The 21,671-nt window shown below is 66.0% G+C and carries 21 protein-coding genes; 7 read left to right on the top strand and 14 right to left on the bottom strand.

The features are described from left to right. The first annotated feature begins 26 nt into the window (after positions 1–26). Complete coding sequence (locus ACYQ12_RS01665) at positions 27–1,481, top strand: NCS1 family nucleobase:cation symporter-1 (protein WP_459866761.1); 1,455 nt, start codon at positions 27–29, stop codon at positions 1,479–1,481. Between the two features lie 82 nt (positions 1,482–1,563). Here ACYQ12_RS01665 and ACYQ12_RS01660 read toward each other — a convergent pair whose 3' ends face one another. From ACYQ12_RS01660 to uraH, 4 genes are all read right to left on the bottom strand, one after another. After that, a complete protein-coding gene (locus ACYQ12_RS01660) occupies positions 1,564–2,292 on the bottom strand; it encodes a GntR family transcriptional regulator (protein WP_459866758.1) in 729 nt (242 codons plus the stop codon). 86 nt (positions 2,293–2,378) lie between these two features. Continuing rightward, positions 2,379–3,734, bottom strand: coding sequence for an 8-oxoguanine deaminase (locus tag ACYQ12_RS01655; RefSeq protein WP_459866755.1), 1,356 nt, complete (start codon positions 3,732–3,734; stop codon positions 2,379–2,381). 10 nt (positions 3,735–3,744) lie between these two features. After that, the gene (locus ACYQ12_RS01650; RefSeq protein ID WP_459866752.1) at positions 3,745–4,923 is read right to left on the bottom strand and encodes a urate hydroxylase PuuD; all 1,179 of its coding nucleotides are present in this window, start codon (positions 4,921–4,923) and stop codon (positions 3,745–3,747) included. 88 nt (positions 4,924–5,011) lie between these two features. Then, the gene (gene uraH, locus ACYQ12_RS01645) at positions 5,012–5,365 is read right to left on the bottom strand and encodes a hydroxyisourate hydrolase (protein ID WP_459866749.1); all 354 of its coding nucleotides are present in this window, start codon (positions 5,363–5,365) and stop codon (positions 5,012–5,014) included. A gap of 172 nt (positions 5,366–5,537) precedes the next feature. On the opposite strand from uraH, the gene uraD reads away from it, so the two are divergent. Together uraD and ACYQ12_RS01635 are read left to right on the top strand one after the other, a co-directional pair. After that, a complete protein-coding gene (uraD, locus tag ACYQ12_RS01640) occupies positions 5,538–6,065 on the top strand; it encodes a 2-oxo-4-hydroxy-4-carboxy-5-ureidoimidazoline decarboxylase (protein WP_459866746.1) in 528 nt (175 codons plus the stop codon). 78 nt (positions 6,066–6,143) lie between these two features. Beyond that, positions 6,144–6,998, top strand: a complete 855-nt coding sequence (locus tag ACYQ12_RS01635; protein WP_459866743.1) for an IclR family transcriptional regulator domain-containing protein — start codon at positions 6,144–6,146, stop codon at positions 6,996–6,998. A gap of 98 nt (positions 6,999–7,096) precedes the next feature. On the opposite strand, the gene ACYQ12_RS01630 is transcribed toward ACYQ12_RS01635, so the two are convergent. Further along, positions 7,097–7,951, bottom strand: coding sequence for an SDR family oxidoreductase (locus ACYQ12_RS01630; RefSeq protein WP_459866740.1), 855 nt, complete (start codon positions 7,949–7,951; stop codon positions 7,097–7,099). Between the two features lie 199 nt (positions 7,952–8,150). On the opposite strand from ACYQ12_RS01630, the gene ACYQ12_RS01625 reads away from it, so the two are divergent. Beyond that, a complete protein-coding gene (locus ACYQ12_RS01625) occupies positions 8,151–9,185 on the top strand; it encodes an aspartate carbamoyltransferase (RefSeq protein ID WP_459866738.1) in 1,035 nt (344 codons plus the stop codon). Positions 9,186–9,247: 62 nt separating this feature from the next. Here the strand turns inward: ACYQ12_RS01625 and ruvX are convergent, their stop codons facing one another. From ruvX to ACYQ12_RS01590, 7 genes are all read right to left on the bottom strand, one after another. Further along, positions 9,248–9,679 carry a Holliday junction resolvase RuvX gene (gene ruvX, locus ACYQ12_RS01620; protein WP_459866735.1) on the bottom strand — a complete coding sequence of 144 codons (432 nt, stop codon included), beginning with the start codon at positions 9,677–9,679 and terminating at the stop codon, positions 9,248–9,250. Continuing rightward, a complete protein-coding gene (locus ACYQ12_RS01615) occupies positions 9,672–10,229 on the bottom strand; it encodes a YqgE/AlgH family protein (protein WP_459866732.1) in 558 nt (185 codons plus the stop codon). Before ACYQ12_RS01615 ends, ruvX begins: the two co-directional genes overlap by 8 nt. A 14-nt stretch (positions 10,230–10,243) precedes the next feature. Next, a complete protein-coding gene (locus tag ACYQ12_RS01610; protein ID WP_459866729.1) occupies positions 10,244–11,275 on the bottom strand; it encodes an energy transducer TonB in 1,032 nt (343 codons plus the stop codon). 15 nt (positions 11,276–11,290) lie between these two features. Next, on the bottom strand, positions 11,291–12,247 hold the full coding sequence (gene gshB, locus ACYQ12_RS01605; RefSeq protein WP_459866726.1) for a glutathione synthase: 957 nt from the start codon (positions 12,245–12,247) through the stop codon (positions 11,291–11,293). A 123-nt stretch (positions 12,248–12,370) separates the two neighbouring features. Then, positions 12,371–13,096 carry a 16S rRNA (uracil(1498)-N(3))-methyltransferase gene (locus tag ACYQ12_RS01600; protein WP_459866723.1) on the bottom strand — a complete coding sequence of 242 codons (726 nt, stop codon included), beginning with the start codon at positions 13,094–13,096 and terminating at the stop codon, positions 12,371–12,373. Then, the gene (secB, locus tag ACYQ12_RS01595) at positions 13,097–13,582 is read right to left on the bottom strand and encodes a protein-export chaperone SecB (protein ID WP_459866720.1); all 486 of its coding nucleotides are present in this window, start codon (positions 13,580–13,582) and stop codon (positions 13,097–13,099) included. A gap of 77 nt (positions 13,583–13,659) precedes the next feature. Next, the gene (locus ACYQ12_RS01590) at positions 13,660–14,079 is read right to left on the bottom strand and encodes a rhodanese-like domain-containing protein (RefSeq protein ID WP_459866717.1); all 420 of its coding nucleotides are present in this window, start codon (positions 14,077–14,079) and stop codon (positions 13,660–13,662) included. A 466-nt stretch (positions 14,080–14,545) separates the two neighbouring features. Here ACYQ12_RS01590 and gpmI point away from each other — a divergent pair, with 466 nt between their 5' ends. The 3 genes from gpmI (at position 14,546) to ACYQ12_RS01575 (ending at position 18,746) form a co-directional block, all read left to right on the top strand. Then, positions 14,546–16,117 (top strand): 2,3-bisphosphoglycerate-independent phosphoglycerate mutase, encoded by a 1,572-nt coding sequence (gene gpmI / locus ACYQ12_RS01585; protein WP_459866714.1) that lies wholly within the window; start codon positions 14,546–14,548, stop codon positions 16,115–16,117. A 46-nt stretch (positions 16,118–16,163) separates the two neighbouring features. Beyond that, positions 16,164–17,339 (top strand): murein hydrolase activator EnvC family protein, encoded by a 1,176-nt coding sequence (locus ACYQ12_RS01580; protein ID WP_459866711.1) that lies wholly within the window; start codon positions 16,164–16,166, stop codon positions 17,337–17,339. A 93-nt stretch (positions 17,340–17,432) separates the two neighbouring features. Next, entirely contained in the window at positions 17,433–18,746 is a 1,314-nt protein-coding gene (locus ACYQ12_RS01575; protein ID WP_459866708.1) for a S41 family peptidase, read from the top strand. Between the two features lie 270 nt (positions 18,747–19,016). On the opposite strand, the gene ACYQ12_RS01570 is transcribed toward ACYQ12_RS01575, so the two are convergent. Together ACYQ12_RS01570 and ubiH are read right to left on the bottom strand one after the other, a co-directional pair. Next, the gene (locus tag ACYQ12_RS01570; RefSeq protein WP_459874448.1) at positions 19,017–20,237 is read right to left on the bottom strand and encodes a UbiH/UbiF/VisC/COQ6 family ubiquinone biosynthesis hydroxylase; all 1,221 of its coding nucleotides are present in this window, start codon (positions 20,235–20,237) and stop codon (positions 19,017–19,019) included. Positions 20,238–20,370: 133 nt separating this feature from the next. After that, positions 20,371–21,573: a 2-octaprenyl-6-methoxyphenyl hydroxylase gene (gene ubiH, locus ACYQ12_RS01565; RefSeq protein WP_459866705.1), complete on the bottom strand. Its 1,203-nt coding sequence runs from the start codon at positions 21,571–21,573 to the stop codon at positions 20,371–20,373. Positions 21,574–21,671 lie beyond the last annotated feature (98 nt).

Genomic DNA, 21,671 nt, shown 5'->3' with positions numbered 1-21,671 from the left:
GCCACCCACAATCACAAGAGCCTCCCATGAACGACAACGACCTTCAGGTCCAGAGCGACGATCCCACGCTCTACAACGATGATCTCGCGCCCATCCCGCACAGCCGACGCTCGTGGGGATGGTTCGAGATATTCAACGTGTGGTCCAACGACATCCAGAGCCTGTTCGGCTACACCCTGGCGGCCTCGCTTTTCTTAACCTACGGACTCAACGGCTGGGCGGTGATGGCCGCCATCATCCTCGCCGGCGTCATCGTCATGTGGCTGGTCAACCTGACCGGCAGGCCCAGCGTCAAGTACGGCATTCCCTTTCCGGTCATGGTCCGGGCCAGCATGGGGGTACGCGGCGCCAATCTGCCGGCCATGCTGCGTGCCATCATCGGCATCTTCTGGTACGGCGTGCAGACCTACTTCGCCTCCACCGCGGTGGCATTGCTGATAACGGCACTGTTCGGCGGCGGCGATGGAGCGACCTTCCTCGGCCTCTCCGGTGTCGCCTGGCTGTCGTTCGTGATCGTGTGGCTGTTCCAGCTTGCGATCTTCTGGCAGGGCATCGAGCGCATCAAGCACTTCCTCAACTGGGCCGGCCCCCTGGTGTATGCCGTGATGATCGTGCTGATGATCGTGGTGTGGGTTCAGGCCGGTGGCGAACTCCTGCCCGCCGTGGCGACCATCTTCAGCGCCGAAGCGGACTCCGGCAGCAGCATTGCCGCCTTCCTGGCCGTGGTCGGTACCATGGTCGCCTATTTCGCCGCAGTGGTGATCAACTTCGGGGACTTCGCCCGCTTCGTCAGAAGCGAGCGGGAGATGAAGCTCGGTAACCTGCTGGGCCTGCCGTTCAACGTGGCGTTCTTCTCCTTCATCGCCCTGATCATCACGGCCGGTACCCTGGTGCTGTTCGGCGATGCCCTGACCAACCCCACCGACATCGTCGAGCGGGTCGACTCCCTGCCGCTGACCATCGTCGCGGCATTGACCTTCTTCGCCGCCACCGTGGGCATCAATCTGGTGGCCAACTTCATTCCCCCGGCCTACGACCTGGCCAATCTCTTTCCCAGCCGGATCAGCTTTCGGGCCGGCGGGCTGATCACGGCCATCGTCGCCTTCTTCATCGGCGCGCTGTGGGTATCACTGATCAGCCGCATCGGCGTTCCCGGTTTCGTCAACGCCCTGGGCGCCATCATCGCCCCCTTCTACGGCATCATCGTGGCCGACTACTACCTGGTGAGACATCAGCGTCTGGATATCCAGCAGATGTTCACCTCGGCATCGGCCAGCGCCTACTACTACGTCAAGGGCTGGAACCGCAACGCCCTGCTGGCCTTCGGCCTGGCGGCGCTGTTCTCGATCGCCTCGGTGTGGGTCCCGGCACTGGCGGCGCTCGAGGGCTACGCCTGGCTGATCGGCGCCGGGCTCGGCGGGCTGTTCTACTCTCTGCTGATGCGCCGCTACAAGGTCCCCGCCACCTCACCGCAGAGCTGAGACTGGGCTTTCAGGACGATCATGCCCGGCGCTCTTTCCGGGCATGGTCGTCGACGCCTTGTCGTGACGCTTGCAGTGGCTGTCAGGCCGAAAAGATCCGATGCAGGTCCGGCGCCTCATCGACGTCGCCGTCGATGGACAGCGACGCCTCGATGGCCTTGAGATGGCGACTCATGAAGGCCCGGGCACGCTCGCCCTTGCCCGCTTCGAGATAATTGATCAGATCGTCGTGGTCGTGGGACTCGCAGCCCAGATGACCGGCGCTACCGTAGACGGCCAGGATCAGCGAGGAGCGTGAGCACAGCTGGGAGACGAACTCGGCGAGCACCGCGTTGCCGGACAGGGCGGCCAGACGTTCGTGAAACTCGGCGGAGAGCTTGATCGCCACGCTCTGCTCGCCGGCCTTGAGCGCCTTGCGCTCGCGCGTGGCCACGTCACGCAATATGCGGATGTCGTTGGCGGTGATTGACGCGGCGATGGGCTCCATCAGGCCGCATTCGACCAGTTGACGGGCGGCAAAGACGTCAAGGGCCTCATCGGCGGTGGGACGGGCGACACTGGCGCCGCGCCGCGGTGTCAACGTCACCAGGTGCTCCAGTGCCAGGCGTTGGAGAATCTTGCGAATGCCGGTGCGGCTGATGCCGAACACCTCGGCCAGAGCGTCCTCGCGCAGCCGGGCGCCGGGACGCAGGCGGTGCTCGACGATGGCGTTGCTGATGGTGCGATAGATGACATCGTGACGTTCCTGTCCGTCACCGCCCTTGCCGGTCCCCGGGCTTTCGCTCTCCTGCCGCTGCTGACGCTCCGTCATGTCGTGGCTCCGCCTGTCATTGTACGGCCATTGTATACGTAATCGGCCCTCGACTCAGAACCGCCCCCGAGCCGCCTCGCACGGTATCACCGGTTCACCAGGCGCCGGGCATGAGCGTTATGACGACGTACCAGGGCCGGCAGGTCCACCCCGAGCAGCTCGCCCGCCATGACCCGCAGCCGGCCGTCGATGATCGACAGATCGACACGCGGCGGCTGGCAGAACACCAGTGCCGCCAGCGGGTCGTGCACGCCGCCGCCCGCCAGCGCCAGGCTGTCCAGGCGAAAGCCGACGATGTCGGCGGCCTTGCCCACGGCCAGTTGGCCGATATCGTCGCGCCCCAGCACTTGCGCGCCTCCGCGGGTAGCGAACCACAACGCCTGACGCGCGCCCATGTCGCGCATGTGGCCGTTGAGACGCTGCAGCAGCATCGCCTGGCGGGCTTCGCCCAGCATGTGGGACCCGTCGTTGGACGCCGAACCGTCGACGCCCAATCCCACGCGCATGCCGGCGCGGTGCATCTCGAGCAGCGGGGCGATGCCCGAGCCCAGGCGCATGTTGGAACTCGGGCAGTGCGCCGCGCCGCAGCAGTGCCCGCCCAGACGGACAATTTCCTCGGCGTGCGGATGCACCATGTGCGCGAACCATACGTCACGCCCCACCCAGCCGACCCGCTCGGCATACTCCACCGGCGTGCAGCCGAACACCTCGCGACAATACGCCTCCTCGTCGCGGGTCTCGGCGAGGTGCGTGTGCAGATGCACGCCGTAGTGGCGCGCCAGCGCGGCACTCTCGCGCATCAGCTCGGTGGATACCGAAAACGGCGAGCACGGCGCCACCACGATGCGCGTCATCGCCAGCTCATCGGCGTCATGGTAGCGCTCGATGGCGCGCTGAGTGTCGGCGAGGATATCGGCTTCCTTCTCCACCACGTGGTCCGGCGGCAGGCCACCGGCGGACTCGCCTACCGACATCGACCCGCGCGAGGCGTGGAAACGCAATCCCAGCTCGGAGACGGCACTGATCTGGTCGTCGATGCGCGCGCCGTTGGGCCAGAGATAGGTGTGGTCCGCCGCGGTAGTGCAGCCCGAGAGCATCAGCTCGGCCGCCGCCACCTGGCTGGCGTCGAACAGCGCCTGCGGGTCCATGCGCGCCCAGATGGGATAGTGCGCCACCAGCCAGTCGAACAGCTCGGCATCCTGCCCCGCCGGCAGGTTGCGGGTCAGGGTCTGGTAGAAATGGTGGTGGGTGTTCACCAGCCCCGGAATCAGCACATGACCGCGAGCGTCGATCACCACGTCCGCCGGCCCTGCCAGTGCCTCGGCGGGGCCAATGGCGACGATGCGGTTGTCCTCCAGGCGGATGCTGGCATGGGTGAGTTCGCGGTCGGTATCGTCGAAGGTGACGATGCGTTCCGCGTTACGAATCAGCGTCGTGGTCATCGCCTCGCCCTCAGGGAGTCTGCTGTTCTATCCAGGCACCGACGGTCGCGCGCTCCTCGTCGGTCATCTGGGTCACGTTGCCCAACGGCATGTAGTGAGTCTGCACCGCCACGCGCTGGATGTCGGCCATGTGCGCACGAATCCGCTCGGCGCTGTCGAGGCGAATGTCCAGGGGTGGGCTGGTGAAGCCGGCGAAGCTCGGCTCGGCGGCATGGCAGCCGGCGCAGCGTTCGGTGACGATCCGCTCGACCCGGGAGACGCTCACCGCCTCGGCATCACGGCTGTCGGTGCCGTGCAGTGACGGTGCCGTGGCCAGGATCAGCACCGCCATCGCCACGCCTGCCGCCGGCAGGATCCACACCTTGGCGCCCGGCTTGTGGCGAATATTGAAGTAGTGACGGACCCCGGCGCTGATCACCATCAGCGCGGCGAGAATCGCCCAGCCCCACTGGCTGGAATACGTGCCGGGATAGTGATTGCTGATCATCAGAAACAGCACCGGCAGCGTCAGGTAATTGTTGTGACGCGAGCGCAGCAGGCCGTTGCGGCCATGGGCCGGATCGGGCTTCTGGCCCTTCTGCATGGCCTCCACCATGGCCCGCTGGCCGGGAATGATCACGCGGAAGACGTTGGCCACCATGCAGGTGCCGATGGCGGCCCCCACATGGATGTAGGCGGCGCGGCCGCTGAAGATCTGCGACAGTCCCCAGGCCAGAATGACCAGCAGCACGAAACCGACCAGCGCCAGCAGGCTCGGACGCCTGGCCAGGGCGCTTCTGCACAGTCCGTCGTAGACGAACCAGCTGCCGATCACCACGACCAGGCCGACCGCCACCGCCTGCCAGGGCGCAAGACCCGACTGCGGCGCCAGCATCATGGTCGAGGCGTTGAAGTAGTAGACCACCCATAGCATGACGAAGCCGGTGATCCAGGTGAAATAGGCTTCCCACTTGAACCAGTGCAGATGCTCCGGCAGTTGCGGCGGGGCGACCTCGTACTTCTGCAGGTAATAGAATCCGCCGCCGTGGATGGCCCACAGATCGCCGGCCACACCTCCCCGGGCGTTTTGCCGCTCGAGATTGTTCTCCAGCCAGTTGAAGTAGAAGGAGGCGCCGATCCAGGCGATACCCACCGTCAGGTGCGTCCAGCGGATCAGCAGGTTGGCCCACTCGTGAAGGTGCGCTTCCATGGGGAGTCCTGTTGGCTTGGTTGTTATTGCGGTCTTGGGATCTTGAGTCAGCCGAGCGGAGCCGCGATCGGCAGGTGACGGCGATGCCTCAACTGCCCCGATAGGTGGAGTAGCCAAACGGCGAGAGCAGCAGCGGCACGTGATAATGAGCGTCGGCGTCGGCGACACCGAAGCGTAGCGGAATACGATCCAGGAAACGCGGCGCGCTGTCCGGGGCCCCCTGAGCCTCGAGATAGTCCCCGGCATGGAACAGCAGCTCATAGGTGCCCGCCAGCAATGCATCGCCTTCGAGCAGGGGCGCGTCGCAGCGGCCGTCAGCGTTGGTCACCGCTTCGCAAAGGCGCGTGCGGGCCTCACCCTCGATGCGAAAGATTTCGATGCGGATGCCCTGCCCCGGGCAGCCCCGGGCGGTGTCCAGCACATGTGTCGTCAAGCGTCCCATGTGGCAATCTCCTGGCTATGCCTCGGTATCGCCGTACCGAAGGAGGATAGAGTTAGGGTTGGAGAACCGTTTTACCGTTTGATGTCATACAGTTCAAAGTGTTTTTGTATACAATCCATGAGCAGAGGCGCGAACTGAGGTGCCTCGCTGCGACGACAAGGAACATCGCGACATGAGCAAGACGCTGACGCCACGCCCCAGCACGCTGTCCCGGGAGGCATTCGTCGAGCACTACGGCGACGTCTACGAACATTCGCCATGGATCGCCGCCGAAGCCTGGGATACCGGTCTCGGTGACGCCCAGGACACGCCGGAGGGACTCGCTCAGGCCATGGGCCGCATTCTCGATGCCGCCTCCCCGGAGCGGCAGCTCAAGGTGATTCGCGCCCACCCGGATCTGGCCGGCAAGGCCGCGCTGGCCGGCGAGCTGACGGCGGATTCGACCCGCGAGCAGGCCGGCGCCGGACTCGACCAGTGCACCCGCGAGGAGTTCGAGCGCTTTCAGAGCCTGAACGCGGCCTACAAGGCGCGCTTCGACTTCCCCTTCGTCATGGCCGTCAAGGGCAGCGACCGCCACCGGATCCTCGCTGCCTTCGAGCAGCGCCTGCCCAACACGCCCGACGAGGAGCGCCGCACCGCCATTGTGCAGGTCAACCGCATCGCTCTGCTGCGCCTGACGGCGCGTGCGATGGGCGTCTGACGGACAGCCCGGCCGCGACAGTGTATGCTACGGTCTGTCTGAAAAGCGGGCATGAGAGCATAGCGGAGAGTACCAGGCGTGACAGAAACCAGACGCAAATCGGTCGGACGACCGGCCGGCTCCGGCAAGGCCACCACCGGGGGCCATAGCCAATCGCTGGTGCGGGGCCTGAACATCCTCGAAGGGCTGGCCGCCGCGCCGGGCGGGCTTGCCCTGTCCGATATCGCCCAGATCGTCGGACTGGCGCCCTCCACCACCCATCGCCTGCTGCAGGCTCTGTATCAGCAGGGCTTCATCACTCAGGATGCCTCGCTGGGCTTGTGGAAGGTCGGTGTCAAGACCTTCCAGATCGGCAACACCTTTCTCGAATCCCGCGATGTCGTCGCCACCGCCCGGCCCTTCCTGCGGCGTTTGACCGAGGAGAGCGGCGAGACCGCCAATCTCGGCATCCGCGACGAAGGCATGGCGGTCTACCTGGCCCAGAACGAATCGCCGCAGATGATGCGCATGATCACCCGGCTCGGCTCACGGGCACCGCTGCACGCCTCGGGCGTCGGCAAGGCATTGATGGCCTGGCTGCCGGAAAAGGAGATCGAACGCATCCTGCAGAGCCGCGGCCTGGTCCGGGTCACGGCCAATACGCTGGATACGCCGGCGAGACTGCACGCCGGCCTGGCCGACATCCGCCGCCAGGGCTATGCCTGCGATCGCGAGGAGCATGCCGTCGGCCTGCACTGCGTCGCCGCCTCGATCCACGACGAACAGGGCAGCCCGCTGGCGGCCATCTCGGTATCCGGCCCGGTGGCGAGGATTCCCGAGTCGCGCCTGGCCGAACTCGGCGGTCTGGTCAGCCGCGCCGCGCGCGAGATTACCGCCCAGATCGGTGGCCGCCAGCCCGCGCTGGAAACGGAGAGGTCCGCTCAGCGCGCCTGAACCGGATCATTCGCGGCTCAAGGGAGAATAAAAAAACCGCCGGGCCCGGGCCCGGCGGTCGTGAACGGCCATCGCACTCCTTCAGGTGTCGCATTCCCTCAGGTGTTGAGAATCACCCCACCGTTGAGATGCAGCGTCTGACCGGTCATGTAGGAGGATTCCTCACTGGCCAGGTAGACATAGGCGGGCCCCATTTCACTGGGCTGGCCGGCACGATTCATCGGCACCTGCCCGCCGAAGCTCTGTACCTTCTCGTCGGGGAAGCTGGCCGGAATCAGCGGAGTCCACACCGGCCCCGGCGCCACGGCGTTGACGCGGATATTCTTCTCGGCCAGCGACATCGCCAGCGAACGCACCAGCCCTTGAATGGCCCCCTTGGTCGAGGAGTAGTCGATCAGCGAGTTGTTACCCTTGAAGGCGTTGACCGACGAAGTGGCGATGATCGAGTCGCCCTCGTTCATGTGCGGCAGCGCGGCCTTGACCATGTAGAAGTGGCTGAAGATGTTGGTCTGGAAGGTGCGCTTGAGCTGGTCGTCGGGGATTTCCGTGACGTCGTTCCAGTCATGCTGTTCGGCGGCGTTATTGACCACGATGTTGAGCTTGCCGTAGGTCTCGAGGGTCTTGTCGACGATCTCGCGGCAGAACGCCGGCTCGCCCACATCGCCCTTGATCAGCAGGCAGCGCTGCCCCTCGGCCTCGACCAGCGCCTTGGTGTCCTCGGCGTCGCGGTCCTCCTCGAGATAGGCGATCACCACGTCGGCGCCTTCACGGGCGAAGTGCAGCGCCACGGCGCGGCCGATACCGCTGTCGCCCCCGGTAATGATCGCCACCTTGCCCTTGAGCTTGTCCGTGCCCCGGTAGCTGGCACGGATGAACTCCGGCTCGGGGTGCATGTCATGCTCTTCGCCGGGCTGCTTGGGCTGATGCTGCGGAGGAAAATGTTCGTCTGCCATCCTTGCCGTCTCCTGTCGTGAATCCTTGGAACCTGACTCTGCAAAGATAGAAGCCTCTCAACATTGCGCCAACCGCACCGGGACGTGGCCCATCGCCGTTGCCGCACCATGCGCCGACGATTTTCCGGGGCCGGTTTGCCGGGTACACTGTCGCCGCCGTTTCCCGCCACCATCCGTTCGTCACAACGCGAGGCCCGCCATGAGTTCCCATCTACTGACCGTCGACTCCCTGTCACGCGATCACGTCGATCATCTGTTGCGGGTCGCTCAACGCATGGAGCCGATAGCAAACCGCCGCAAGGTGACCCGGGTGCTGGAAGGCGCCGTGCTCGGCAACCTGTTCTTCGAGGCGAGCACCCGTACCCGCATCAGCTTCAATGCTGCCTTCTGCCGGCTGGGCGGCAGCGTCTGCGACACCACCGGCTTCACCTTCTCGTCGATGGCCAAGGGCGAGTCGCTCTACGACACCAGCCGTGTGATGGGCGGCTATGTCGACGCCATCGTCATGCGCCACCCCGATCAGGGCTCGGTGGCCGAGTTCGCCGAAGCCACCAACGTGCCGGTGATCAACGGCGGCGATGGCCCCGGCGAGCATCCCAGCCAGGCGCTGCTGGATCTCTATACCATCGACAAGGAGTTCGCGCGTCTGGGCAAACGGCTCGCCGGCGCTCACCTGCTGCTGACCGGCGATCTCAAGCATGGGCGCACGGTCCACTCGTTGATCAAGCTGCTGTCACTCTACGAGCCGCTGCGCATCACTCTGGTCTCGCCGCCGGGACTGGAGATGCCCAGCCAGTTGATCGATCTGGTCGTCTCACGCGGACATCGCGTCGAACAGCGCGAGAGTCTGGCCTGCGACTTCGGTGATCTCGACGTGATCTACACCACGCGCATCCAGAAGGAGCGCTTCACCGACGAGATGTCGGAGAACTTCGCCGGCGTCTCGCAGGACTACACCGTCGACCGGGCCTTTCTCGATCAGCGCTGCACCCCGACCACGGTGGTCATGCATCCGCTGCCCCGCGACAGCCGCCCCGGCGCCAACGACCTCAGCGTGGATCTGAACGGCGATCCGCGTCTGGCGATCTTCCGCCAGACCGACAACGGTATCCCGGTGCGCATGGCGATCTTCGCCACACTGCTGGAAGTGGAGGAGCTAGTCGAACGCGACCTGCGCGACGTGCGCTGGTTCGTGCCGAAGCGGGTAGGAGTGGACGATCGCAACTTCAGCTGACGCCGATACGTTACGACCTCAGCAGGCCTTACGACACCGACCGCGTAGCCGGCGTGCCGCAGTCACTCGCCGGCGCTGACGAACCAGCTCTCGAGGATCAACTGCGCCGCCAGGCCGTCGACGCTCTCTTCACGATAGTTGCCTCGATGCCCCGCGTCGCGGGCGATGGCCTTGGCGGCGCGGGTCGAACCGCGCTCGTCCATCATCTCGCAGGGCTTGCCGAAGCGTCCGTAGAGACGCTTGCCGAACTTGCGCGCCCGCACGCTCATCTCGGACTCGCTGCCATCCATGTTGAGTGGCAACCCCACCACGAACAGGTCCGGGCGCCACTCCTCGACCAGCCGCGTCACCAGGTTCCAATCGGGAATCCCGTCACGGGCCGGCAAGGGCGCCAGCTGCGAGGCGCTGCCCAGCATCTCGTTGCCCACCGCCACGCCGATGCGCCGCGTGCCGAAGTCGAACGCCAGCACCAGACGCTGTCCCGCCTCAGCCATGCCCGGCTTCACGGGTCATCAGGTTGAGATCGATGCCCAGGATCCCGGCGGCAGCCGTCAGCCGCTGTTCGGGTGGCGCCGCGAAGAGGATTCCGGCCTGGCCCTCGACGGTCAGCCAGGCGTTCTGCTTGAGTTCGTCCTCCAGTTGGCCGCCCTGCCAGCCGGCGCAGCCCAGGCAGACCATGAACTCCTCCTTGACGCGGCCTTCGGCGATGGCCGCAAGCATGTCCATCGAGGTGGTCAGGGCGATATCGTCGGAAACCTGCAGGCTGGAATCCCAGGGCGCCGCGCTGCCGCGATGCAGGATGAAGCCGCGGTCGTTGTTGACCGGCCCGCCATAATAGACGGGCGCATCGCGGTGGGGGCTGTTCTCGCCATTGAGATCGAGCTGATCGAACAGGGCGTCCAAGGTCAGCTCCAGAGGTCGGTTGACGATCACGCCCAGCGTCCCGTTGTCATCGTGATCGCAGAGATAGGTGAGCGTGCCGCTGAACTCGGATTCCTCGAGATGCGGCATCGCCAGCAGAAAATGGTTCTTCAAGCTTTGCATGTGCCTCCCTGGCGTCAATGCACGCCAAAATTGTTGCCTTTCCCGAAACGCCAGATGCGCGTGATCTCCAGACTATCACGCCCTTCGAGTCCCGCATCGAAAGGACGATAGGGAGCGGCACCACGAACCGTGTCGAGTGCGGCCTGGTCGAGTTCGGGATATCCCGAGGAGTGTACCACTTCCGCCTCCCGCACCTGTCCCTGGCGCCCGATGACCACCCGAATGCGCAGTTGCCCTTCGAGATGCGACGGCGCGGGATAATGCAGATTGCCGTACTGCTCGACGCGTCGCGTCCAGTCGGCGATATAGCGCGCCTCGGCGGCCTGCCGCGCTGCCGAGCGTGGCGGCTCGTCGGATGTGCGACTGGCGGTGAAGGCCTGTTCGCGGACACTCGAGGTCGCCCGCGCCAGCAGCTCGGCCCCGCTGGGCCGCGAGCGGCTGGCCGATGATGACGACGTCTGGGGAGTCGCGGCGGGCGCGGGTTCGTCAGGCTCGGGAGCCGTTGCGGGCTCGTCCGCAGGTTCGGGCTCAGCCGCAGGTTCGGCAGACGGCGGCGCCTCACGCAGAGGAGCGGGCGACTCGGGGGTCGTGCGCTGCACCGGCTCGGCGGCCTGCCTGCCGGCACTCACCGCGGCCGCCGACACCGTGCGCCGGGCGGCGTCGGATGACGTCGATTCGGCGCTCGACGGCTCGCTGGCATCCGTTGCCGCTGCCGGTTGTGAGGGTCCTGACGGGCCGGTATCCGCCGCGTCTTCGGCAGGCGCCTGGACCGCCGTGGGCTGCTCCCGCTGCTCGCCGCTGGCGCGCTGGTCGGCCTCGCCGATCGACCCCGCCTCGACGGGAAGCGGCGCCGGTTCGCTGACCAGCACGACATCCAGACTCTGCGTGGCGGCGGGCGTCGAGCCCGCGGGCAGGATGTCCCAGGTGGCCATCCAGGCGATCAAGCCTGCATGCAGGCCAAGCGCCAGGGCTCCGGCCACGACACGCCGGTAGCGTCGGTTGACCGGGGCATACTGGACCGGATCGCTGATCATCGGGACGGACATGGCGATTTTCGCGACTCAGCCGAAGCGGCGCTCGATCGCATCCATCAGCAGCCCGGCGATATCGGTACCGCGCTGATCGTCGATCTCGCGCACGCAGGTCGGGCTGGTGACGTTGATCTCGGTGATATAGTCGCCGATCACGTCGAGCCCCACGAACATCAGGCCCTTCTCGCGAATGACGGGACGGACCTGCTCGATGAGCCAGTGGTCGCGCTCGGTCAGCTCGCGGCTCACGCCGCGCCCGCCGGCGGCCAGGTTGCCGCGGGTCTCGCCCGCCATCGGCACCCGCGCCAGCCCATAGGGCACGGGCTCGCCATCGACCAGCAGGATGCGGGTATCACCGTCCTTGATCTCGGGAATATAGCGCTGGGCCATGATCTGGCGCTTGCCACGGTCGGTGAGCATCTCGATGATCGCCCCGAGATTGCGGCCTTGCGGACGCACGTGAAAGATTCCGGTGCCGCCCATGCCGTCGAGCGGCTTGAAGATCACCTCGCCATGCTCGGCATGGAAGGCGCGCAGCACCTTATCGCTGCAGGACACCACGGTGGGCACGCAGCACTGCGGAAACTGCTGGGCGAAGAGTTTCTCGTTGCACTCGAGAAGCGCCGCCGTGGGGTTGACGATCAGCACGCCCTCGCGCTCGGCGAATCCCAGCAAGTGCACGGCGTTGGTGAACTGGGTATCGACCGGCGGATCCTTGCGCATCAGGATCGCGTCGAGTTCGGCCAGCGGCGTGGCGACGGGTTCGCCGAGCCGGTACCAGTCTTGGGGATCGTGGAAGACCTCGAGATCGCGCATGCGCGCCTGGGCGCGGCCGTCATCGAGGAAGAGATCCTCCTGTTCCATGTAGTGCAGCGACCACCCACGCTCCTGGGCGGCCCACAGCATGGCCAGGGTGGTGTCTTTTTTGTAGGCGATCGCGGCGATGGGATCCATCACCACACCGATCTTGAGGGGGCGTTGGCTCATGAAAGCAAGTTTCCAGGACGAGTTGAGAATGGACGTCAGTATGACGCAGCCCCATGGAGAAGACCAAGGCGACCGGCAAGACAGACAAGGGCGGAACCGGCTGTGGCTCGCGGCAGGAACCGCCTAAAGGTCGCCGAAATAATGCTGGAGCAGTGTCAGGGCGACGACGGGGGCGGTTTCGGTGCGCAGGATGCGCGGTCCGAGGGTCAGCGGGGTGAAGCCGGCGGCCGTGGCGGTGTCGACTTCGGTGGGGGACAGGCCGCCCTCGGGGCCGATCAGCAGCGCGGCACTGGTGATCTCACCGGCCTGTTGCCAGGGAGTGTCGGTGGCCGGGTGCAGCACCAGCCGCAACGCCTCGTCGCGGCGGGCCAGCCATTCGCCGAGCGCCTGCGGCGGGTGAACCGTCGGCACGGTGGCACGCCCGCTCTGCTCGCAGGCGCTGTTCGCCACGCCCTGCCAGTGGCCGAGCTTCTTGGCCTCGCGCTCGCCCTTCAAGCGCACGTCGCCGTGCTCGGTGTAGAGCGGAGTGATCGCCGCCACGCCCAGCTCGACGGCCTTCTGGATGGCGTAGTCCATGCGATCGCCCTTGGAGATCGCCTGGCCCAGGTGCACGGCCAGCGGCGACTCGCCGCGCCCCGCTGTCACCGCCTCGATGCGCACGGCAACCCGCTTGCGGGTGATCTCGACGAGTGCGGCCGTGGCCTCGTGGCCACGGCCATCGAACAGCGTCAGCGTCGCGCCTTCGCGCAGGCGCAGCACGGTCGCCACGTGTCGGGCGGGCCCTTCGGGCAGTGTCAGCGTCGCACCGGGGACAAGCGTCGTCGGGACGTGAATGCGCGGCGCGGCCACTTACTGCAGGGTTTCCTTGGCCTGGGCTTCGCGCTGCTTCTTCTGGGCGTACATCGCCTCGAAGTTGACCGGCGCCAGCATCAGCGGAGGGAAGCTGCCGCGATTGACCAGGTTGTCGATGCACTCGCGGGCATAGGGGAACAGCACGTTGGGACAGAAGGCGCCCAGCGTGTGGTCGAGCTGGTCGCCTTCCAGCCCGGCGATGCGGAACAGGCCGGCCTGTTCGACCTCGACCAGGAAGTTGACGGATTCGTCCTCGCTGTTGGATACCTGAGCGGTGACCTTGACCACGACTTCATAGAGGTCCTCCCCAACCTGGGAGCTGTCGGTGTTCAGGTCCAGGCCGACCTTGGGCTTGAACGGCTGCTGAAACACGCCCGGGGCGTTGGGGGACTCGAAGGAGATGTCCTTGACATAGATCCGCTGCAGAGAGAATTGCAGCTGCGGGCTCTGGCCTTGTGCGGCCTGGTTGTTGTCTTCCGCCATGATTGCGTTTCCTTTGACTCTGGATGCGACTCACTCAGGGTCGCGTGCTGAAAGTTTTCCGTGCGCTACGCATGAAGTCATTTGCGCACGACCGGCAGGTTGTCGGCCTGCCACTGCCCCATACCGCCCTTGAGCTTGCTTACCCGCGAGAAGCCGGCCTTGCTCAGCTGCGCCACGGCGACGCCCGAGGACTGGCCATGCTTGCAGACGACGATGACGGGCTTGTCCTTGAACTTCTCGAGTTCATTGAGGCGGTCGTTGAGGCGGCTCTGGGGGATGTTCTTCGCGCCGGCGATATGGCCCGCCTTGAAGTCCTTGCTGTCGCGGATATCGACGATGACGCCGTCCTCGCGGTTGACCAGATTGGTGGCTTCGCCGGTGGAGACACCGTGATTGCCGCGTAGCGCCTCGAAGGCGATCCACGCCAGCAGCACCAGCAGGAAGGCCCCCACCAGTAGCGGATGGTTCTGCGCGAATTCGAACAGCTTATCGATCATGGGTCTGGATAACTCTTGTTGCACAACGCGTTTCCGCCTGGCGCGGGACCTGCCGGCGCGATGCGGTATGTAATAGGCCGGCGAATGCGGACATCGCGGCCCGTTCGGAGCCGGCAACGATGGCAGCCCGTCCCCCGGCTCCAAGCGGCGCCCAGTATACACGAGGTGATCTCGAGCGTCCGATAGCAAGCGCGGCTGACGCCCGGGGCGGGTGTGCGATATTATCCCGGTGTAGGGACACATAAAGCATACGTCTTAAGCTCGGTCCGGAAAATCGGCGAGCGACGCTCGGGCAAGGCAGAAATCGGCGAAACGGCGGCGTTTACAAAGAGGTAAACGAGCATTAGCCGTTTTGACGCCGCCCGAGCGAGCGCAGATATTTTTCAGGCAGAGCGTAGATCGCAAACCCGGCGGGACGCCTGCGCGTGATACGCGCACCGTTCCCCACACTTATGCGAGGCATGTCATGGCAGATACCACGCCCCAGCGCCCCCGTCCGGTAGCGTTGATCATTCTCGACGGCTACGGCCACAATGAAGAAACCCAGCACAATGCCGTCAAGGCGGCACGCACACCGGTCATGGATCGTCTGCAGCGGGAGTACCCCACGACCCTGATCCACACCGACGGCAAGTATGTCGGCCTGCCGGAAGGGCAAATGGGCAACTCCGAAGTCGGCCACATGAACCTGGGCGCCGGACGTATCGTCTATCAGGACTTCACCCGCATCACCAAGGCCATCGAGGATGGCGAGCTCGCCAGTATCGAGGCCCTGACCAAGCCCGTCGATGCGGCGGTCAAGGCCGGCAAGGCGGTGCATCTGCTCGGCCTGCTGTCACCGGGCGGCGTACATAGCCATGAAGACCATATCCTGGCGATGGCCGAGATGGCCGCCGCGCGCGGCGCCAGGCGCATCTACATTCATGCCTTTCTCGACGGCCGCGATACCGCGCCGCAGAGCGCCCGACCTTCGCTCGAGCGTGCCAACGCCAAGCTCGCGGAGCTCTGTCCGGATGGCGAGGGTTTCGTCGCCTCGATCGTCGGCCGTTACTTCGCCATGGATCGTGACAATCGCTGGGATCGCGTGGAGAAGGCCTACAAGGTCGTCACCGCGGCCGATGGCGAACATGTCGCCGAATCCGCCGAGGCGGGCCTCGACGCCGCCTATGAGCGCGGCGAAACCGATGAATTCGTTGCCGCCACCAGCGTGCGCCCTCAGGGCCGCATCGTGAAGATGGAAGACGGCGACGCCGCCATTTTCATGAACTTCCGCGCCGACCGTGCCCGCGAGCTGACCCGAGCCTTCGTCGAGGATGACTTCCAGGGCTTCACCCGCCAGGCGCGCCCCAAGCTCGCCGCCGACGGCCTGGTGATGCTGACCGAGTATTCTGCCGACATTCCGGCTCCGGTCGCCTTTCCGCCCTCCGACCTGGTCAACACGCTGGGCGAAGTGGTATCCGCACGCGGCATGACCCAACTGCGTATCGCCGAAACCGAGAAGTATGCTCACGTCACGTTCTTCTTTTCCGGTGGCCGGGAAGCCGAGTTCCCCGGCGAGGACCGCATCCTGGTGCCCTCGCCTCAGGACGTCAGAACCTACGACGAGAAGCCGGAAATGAGCGCCGAAGAGGTCACCGACAAGCTGGTGGCGGCGATCGACTCCGGTACCTATGACCTGATCATCTGCAACTACGCCAATGGCGACATGGTCGGCCACACCGGCGACTTCGACGCAGCGGTCAAGGCGGTGGAAACGCTGGATGTCTGCGTCGAACGCGTGGTCGAGGCCATCGAGCGCGCCGGCGGCGAATGTCTGATCACCGCCGACCACGGCAATGTCGAGCAGATGGTCAATCCGCAGACCGGCGCGCCGCAGACCGCGCACACCACCTTCGAGGTGCCGCTGATCTACGTCACGCACCGTCAGGCGCATCTCAAGGAAGGGGGACGCTTGTGCGATCTGGCTCCCACCCTGCTGGCGATGATGGGTCAGGAGGCCCCCGCCGAGATGACCGGCAAGGTCCTGATCGAGTATTGACCGTGAGGCATGTCAGCGCCATGAGCCGCCCTTTCGCGCCATTCGCATGAGCCAGCTGCGTCATCGCAGCCTCGTCTGCAAGCGCGCCGCCAGGATCGTGATCCTGGCGGCGCTTGTCATGCCGCTCATGCCCTCGGCGCAGGCCGCCCCCGACAACGAAAAGGAGGTGCGTGCCCAGCTCGATGCCCTGCAGTCCGATATCCGCACCTGGCAGCAGCGCCTGGACAGTACCCGCGATGCCCGCGGCGATGCCAGCCGCCAGCTCGAGACCATCGAGACGGCACTTGGCGAGACCCACCGCCGTCTCGACGGCTTATATGAAGAACGTCGCCGCCTGGATGACGAACTTGAGACGCTCGAGGCCCGGCGCCAGACACTCGAGCGTGAGCGCGACGCCCAGCGCGAGGCCCTGGGCCGGCAGCTGAACGCGCTCTACCGCCTGGGATTCACGCCACAGCTGAAACTGCTGCTCAATCAGGAGGACCCGGCGCGCATCGACCGGTTGCAGACCTATCTCAACCATCTATCGCAGGCGCGTCAGACGCGTATCGAAGCACTTGCCCGACTGGACGCCGAACTCGAGGAGAATCTGGCGGCCATCGGCGCTCACCGTGAGCGACTCGCCAGCCTGACGGCCGAACTCGAGAAGCGTAGCGCCAATCTTGCCGAGCAGCAGCGCGAGCGCGAGGCGCTGCTGGCCAAGCTCGACCAGCGCTACGCCAGCGAGCAGGTGCGCCTGGAGACGCTCAATCAGGACCGGGCCCACGCCGAGCGCATCTTGAGGCACATGCAGGAAGAGCTGGCCCGGCTCAAGCAGCCGCCGCCCTCGACGCGTATCGAACAGACACGCGGCGAGCTGCCCTGGCCGGTGCAGGGCAAGGTGGTATCCGCCTATGGCAAGGGCGACGGCGTCGACCGCAACGGCATGCTGATTGCCGCTGCCGAGGGGACACCGGTGAGGGCCGTGCACCCTGGGCGTGTCGTGTTCGCCAACTGGATGCGAGGCTTCGGCAATCTGCTGATTGTCGATCACGGCGATGGCGTGATGACGCTCTACGCCCACCTGCAGCAGTTCTCGGTCGACGTCGGCGCCCGCGTCGACCGCGGCACGGTGATCGCCGCGGTCGGCAACACCGGTGGCCAGCCGCATCCCGGCCTGTACTTCGAGGTACGCCGCAACGGTGATCCCATCGATCCGCAGGGCTGGATCGCCCGGCACTGACCAGGCACCCCATCCGGAAGGCGATGATATGTGGATTCCCGCCGACCTCAGAGGCTATGCTGGCCTCTTGTCCCGCCTCGCCCTGGAGAATGCATGGCCGTCAAACTACCCAACGCGTGTTTCCCGAGACGGAGCCTTCTGTTGCTGCTCCCGCTGGTGGCGTTGCTGTCCCAGCCCGCCGCAGCCCAGACGGAGCCGGAGAGCGCTGTCGATCTGCCCGTGGAGGATGTCCAGACCTTCGTCGAGATATTCGAGCGCATCAAGCGCGCCTATGTCGACGAGGTCGACGACTCCACACTGATGCGCAACGCCATGCGCGGCATGCTCGGCGAGCTGGACCCACACTCCGCCTACCTGGACGCCGACTCCTTCGAGGCCCTGCGCGAATCCACCGAAGGCGAGTTCGGCGGAGTGGGCATCGAAATCGGCATGGAAGAGGGGCAGTTGACGATCGTCTCGCCCATCGACGACACGCCCGCCGCACGCGCCGGATTGCAGGCCCGGGACACCATTCTGCGTATCGATGACACCCCCACCGACCGCCTCTCGCTGCAGGAAGCGGTGGAACTGATGCGTGGCGAGCCCGGCACCGACGTCAGCCTGACGATCCTGCGCAGCGGCGAGGACGCCCCGCGTGACGTGACCCTGACACGGGAGGCGATACGTACCGAGAGCGTGAAGAGCGAAACGCTCGAACCGGGATACGGCTACATTCGCATCAGTCAGTTTCAGAACCGTACCGGCCCCCAGACCCGCGAGGCCCTGGAGCGTCTGCAGGCCGACACCCCGCTCGACGGGCTGGTACTCGATCTGCGCAACAATCCCGGCGGCGTGCTGCAGAGTGCCGTGGATGTGGCGGATCTGTTCATCGACAGCGGCCTGATCGTCTATACCGAGGGTCGCCTGCCGGACAGCGACATGCAGTTCTCGGCCACCCCGGGCAGTGCCGCGAGCGACGTCCCCATGGTCGTGCTGATCAACGGCGGCAGCGCCTCCGCGGCGGAGATCGTCGCCGGCGCTCTGCAGGATCATCGTCGCGCCGTGGTCATGGGCACCGACAGCTTCGGCAAGGGCTCGGTGCAGCAGGTTCTGCCGCTGGGCAATGGCGATGGGCTCAAGCTGACGACAGCGCTGTACTACACGCCCGACGGCCGCTCCATTCAGGCGCAGGGTATCGACCCCGACGTGGAGGTCGTGCGCGGCCATCTGGAGATCGCCGACAGCATGGGACTCGAGCTGCGCGAAGCGGATCTCTCCGGCCACCTGCTCAACGAGGCCGGCGAGCGCAGCAGCGAAGCGCGTCAGGCTTCGCCGCTGGCCAAGCAGGACTATCAACTCGGTGAGGCCCTCAACCTGCTCAAGGCCCTCAACGTGATCAAGCAGCGTCCGGCCGCCGCTAGAGAGTAGCTTTCACTCCCACCTGGAGCGTTCCGTGGGAGCGTGTTCCAGAGCGCAGCCGGGAACAGGGAGGTGCCAGAATCATTCGTCATGGATGGCGAATACAGCGCGCTCACGGATGGGCTCAGGGCGCCCTGGCACCGACCTGCTTCCGCATGGCTGTCGGTTGAGCGGATATCGATTGATCCGACGTAACGACTGCGGCCCCGTCATGTGCGGGGCCGCAGCTTTTGCATCCGTTCCGGCCATGGTGGCCGGACGGGACCGACACCGGCGCCGCTAGCGACAGCTTGCCGGCAGCTCGCCTCGCTCGCCGATGGCCTGACGGACCAGCAAACGCTTGAGCGGATCGACGCGGTTCACGCCGGAGAGCCCCAGGTTGCGCACCAGGCGCAGCGCCGGCTGCGACGAGCCGAACAACAAGCGAAAGCCGTCCATCAACGCCAGCATGGAGGCATTGTCGCCGCGCCGGCGTCGCGCATAGCGTGACAGGATACGCTCATCGCCCCCCGCCGCGCCGCGCCGATACGCCCGGATCAGCTCTTCACCCAGCACTGCGGCATCCATGAAACCCAGGTTGACACCCTGGCCCGCCAGCGGATGAATGCTGTGGGCCGCGTCGCCGACCAGGGCCAGTCCCGGCTCCACATAGCGCTCGGCATGACGCTGCGTCAGGGGAAAGCTGAGCGCCTCGTCGACGACCTCCACCCGTCCCAGGCGATGTTCGAAGGCCACGCCCAGCTCACGCCCCAGAGCGTCCGGCGGCAAGTGGACGAGGCGTGCCGCCTCGTCGGGTGACGTGGACCAGACGATGGAGCAGTAATGCGCCTGGCCATCGACGGTCAGCGGCAGGAAGGCCAGCGGTCCGTCGGGCAGAAAGACCTGGCGCGCCACGCCGCCATGTGCCGTCTCCACGCGTACCGTCATCACCACCGCCACATGACCGGTGTCATGCGAGCGTACGCCGATCCCGGCCAGTCGACGCAGCGGCGAATTCGCTCCATCGGCGGCGACGATCAGGGGCGCCCGGTAGCGTCGGCCGTCTTCAAGGATCACCGTACGCCTCTGTTCCTGCCCTTCGAGAGCGGCGACACGGGCACCGTACACCTGGGTCACGCCATCCAGCCGCGCCAGCCGGGCTTCCAGGGCCGCCAGCACCACCTCGTTCTCGACGATATGCCCCAGAACCGGGACGCCCACATCGCTCGCCGCGAAGGCGATTTCTCCATGGCCCTCGGCGTCCCAGACCTGCATGGCGGTGTAAGGCGTGACACGCCGCTCGACCATGAGCGGCCAGGCACCCAGCCGATTCAGCAGGCGCTGCGATACCGGTGTCAGAGCACTGACGCGCGGAGCCGGCAGGCCCCGCCCCGCCGCCTTGCCATCCAGGGGGCCGGGACGGGCATCGAGCACGGTGACGGCCATTCCCGCCTCGCCCAGCAGCGCCGCCAGGGCGGCGCCCACCATGCCTCCGCCGACAATGATCACTTCCGCCTGCATGAGGCTATCTCCTTGTTGGTTGCCCTTGGCTTCGCTCGAGAATGAGCTTCGATGCGCTATTGCCTGATCCTTCCTGTCCACCGATACCCCGTCTGCCCGGCCCAGCGTGATCAGGCGCCGATGCATGCATCGCCTACCGCTCCAGCCCCATTGCCCGCCGCCCCAGCGTCCTTCGCAGCGGCCCGGCCAGGTTGAGCCCCACCAGCCCTGCGGCACGGGCATGCGACAACAGAGAATGATCGATGCCGAACAGTCGCACCAGCCCATCGCTGAAACGGATCACGTTGTGCCGGTCGCGGTCACGGCGGGTATCGAAATCCTGCAGGACCGCCATGTCGCCTGGCCGATGCCCTCGGGCCAGTCCCGCTTCCAGTGCCGCGACCAGATCCATCACGCCGCGCAGTGCCAGATTGAACCCTTGCCCGGCGACGGGATGCAGCGCGTGGGCGGCATTGCCGAGCACGGCCAGGTGCGGTCGTACCGTTTCCTCGGCGGTCACCAGCGACAGGGGATAGGCGTGGCGCTGGCCGACACGCCGAAAGCGCCCCGCCCGATCGCCGAAGGCGCTCTGCAAGCGAGCCAGGAAATCGCCATCGCTAAGCGCCAGTGTGGCATCGATATCGCGCTGCGCATGTGTCCAGATCAGCTCCATGCGATTGCCCGGCAACGGCAGCAATGCCATGGGGCCTTCGGCGGTGAAGCGCTCGAAGGCCACACCGGCATGCGGCTGGCTGATCTCGACGTTGGCGATCAGCGCACTCTGCGCATAGGGCTCGGCACGGCTGGAGATTCCCAGGTGCTCCTTGAGTCCCGAACGCCCCCCGTCGGCCAGCACGGTCAGGCCCGCCTGCAGCCGAGTGCCGGTGGAAAGCGTCAGGCAATGCCCCTCGGGCTCCGGAGCGATGCTCTCCACCCGGGCCGGACAGTGCCAGTCCAGCGCAAGCTCCTGCAGACGGGCATGCAGTACCCGCCCCATCCAGGCATTGGGGAGCACATAACCCAGAGCATCGGCCCCGAACTCCTCGGCATGCAGCCGCACCGCTCCCAGGCGGCCGCGTTCGCTGACATGAATATGCCGGATCGGTGCGGCTTCCTGCATCAGGGCCGACCAGACGCCGAGGTGCTCGAAATGCTGTCGGGAACCTTGGGCAATGGCGCTGGCCCGCGCATCGAAGCTGGGCTGGTAGCCCGCCAGCCCATCACGGGGCAGCGGTGACGCCTCGATCACGGCCACCCGCAGAACGTTTCGCGCAATCAGTGGCGCCAGGGCGCAGGCCAGGCTGGCGCCGACCAGTCCGCCCCCCACGATAGCGACATCCACCCGGGTCAAAGCCATGTCATCGAGCTCCCCGGCCTGGCGTCATGCGCCGCGTATTTTCCCATCGCGATGTTCGTCCTCTCCATTTCCGGCTCCCGTATGCCACCGACACGCCC

The organism is Halomonas shantousis (assembly GCF_054654615.1).
This window is presented reverse-complemented; position numbering and strand designations above follow the sequence as displayed.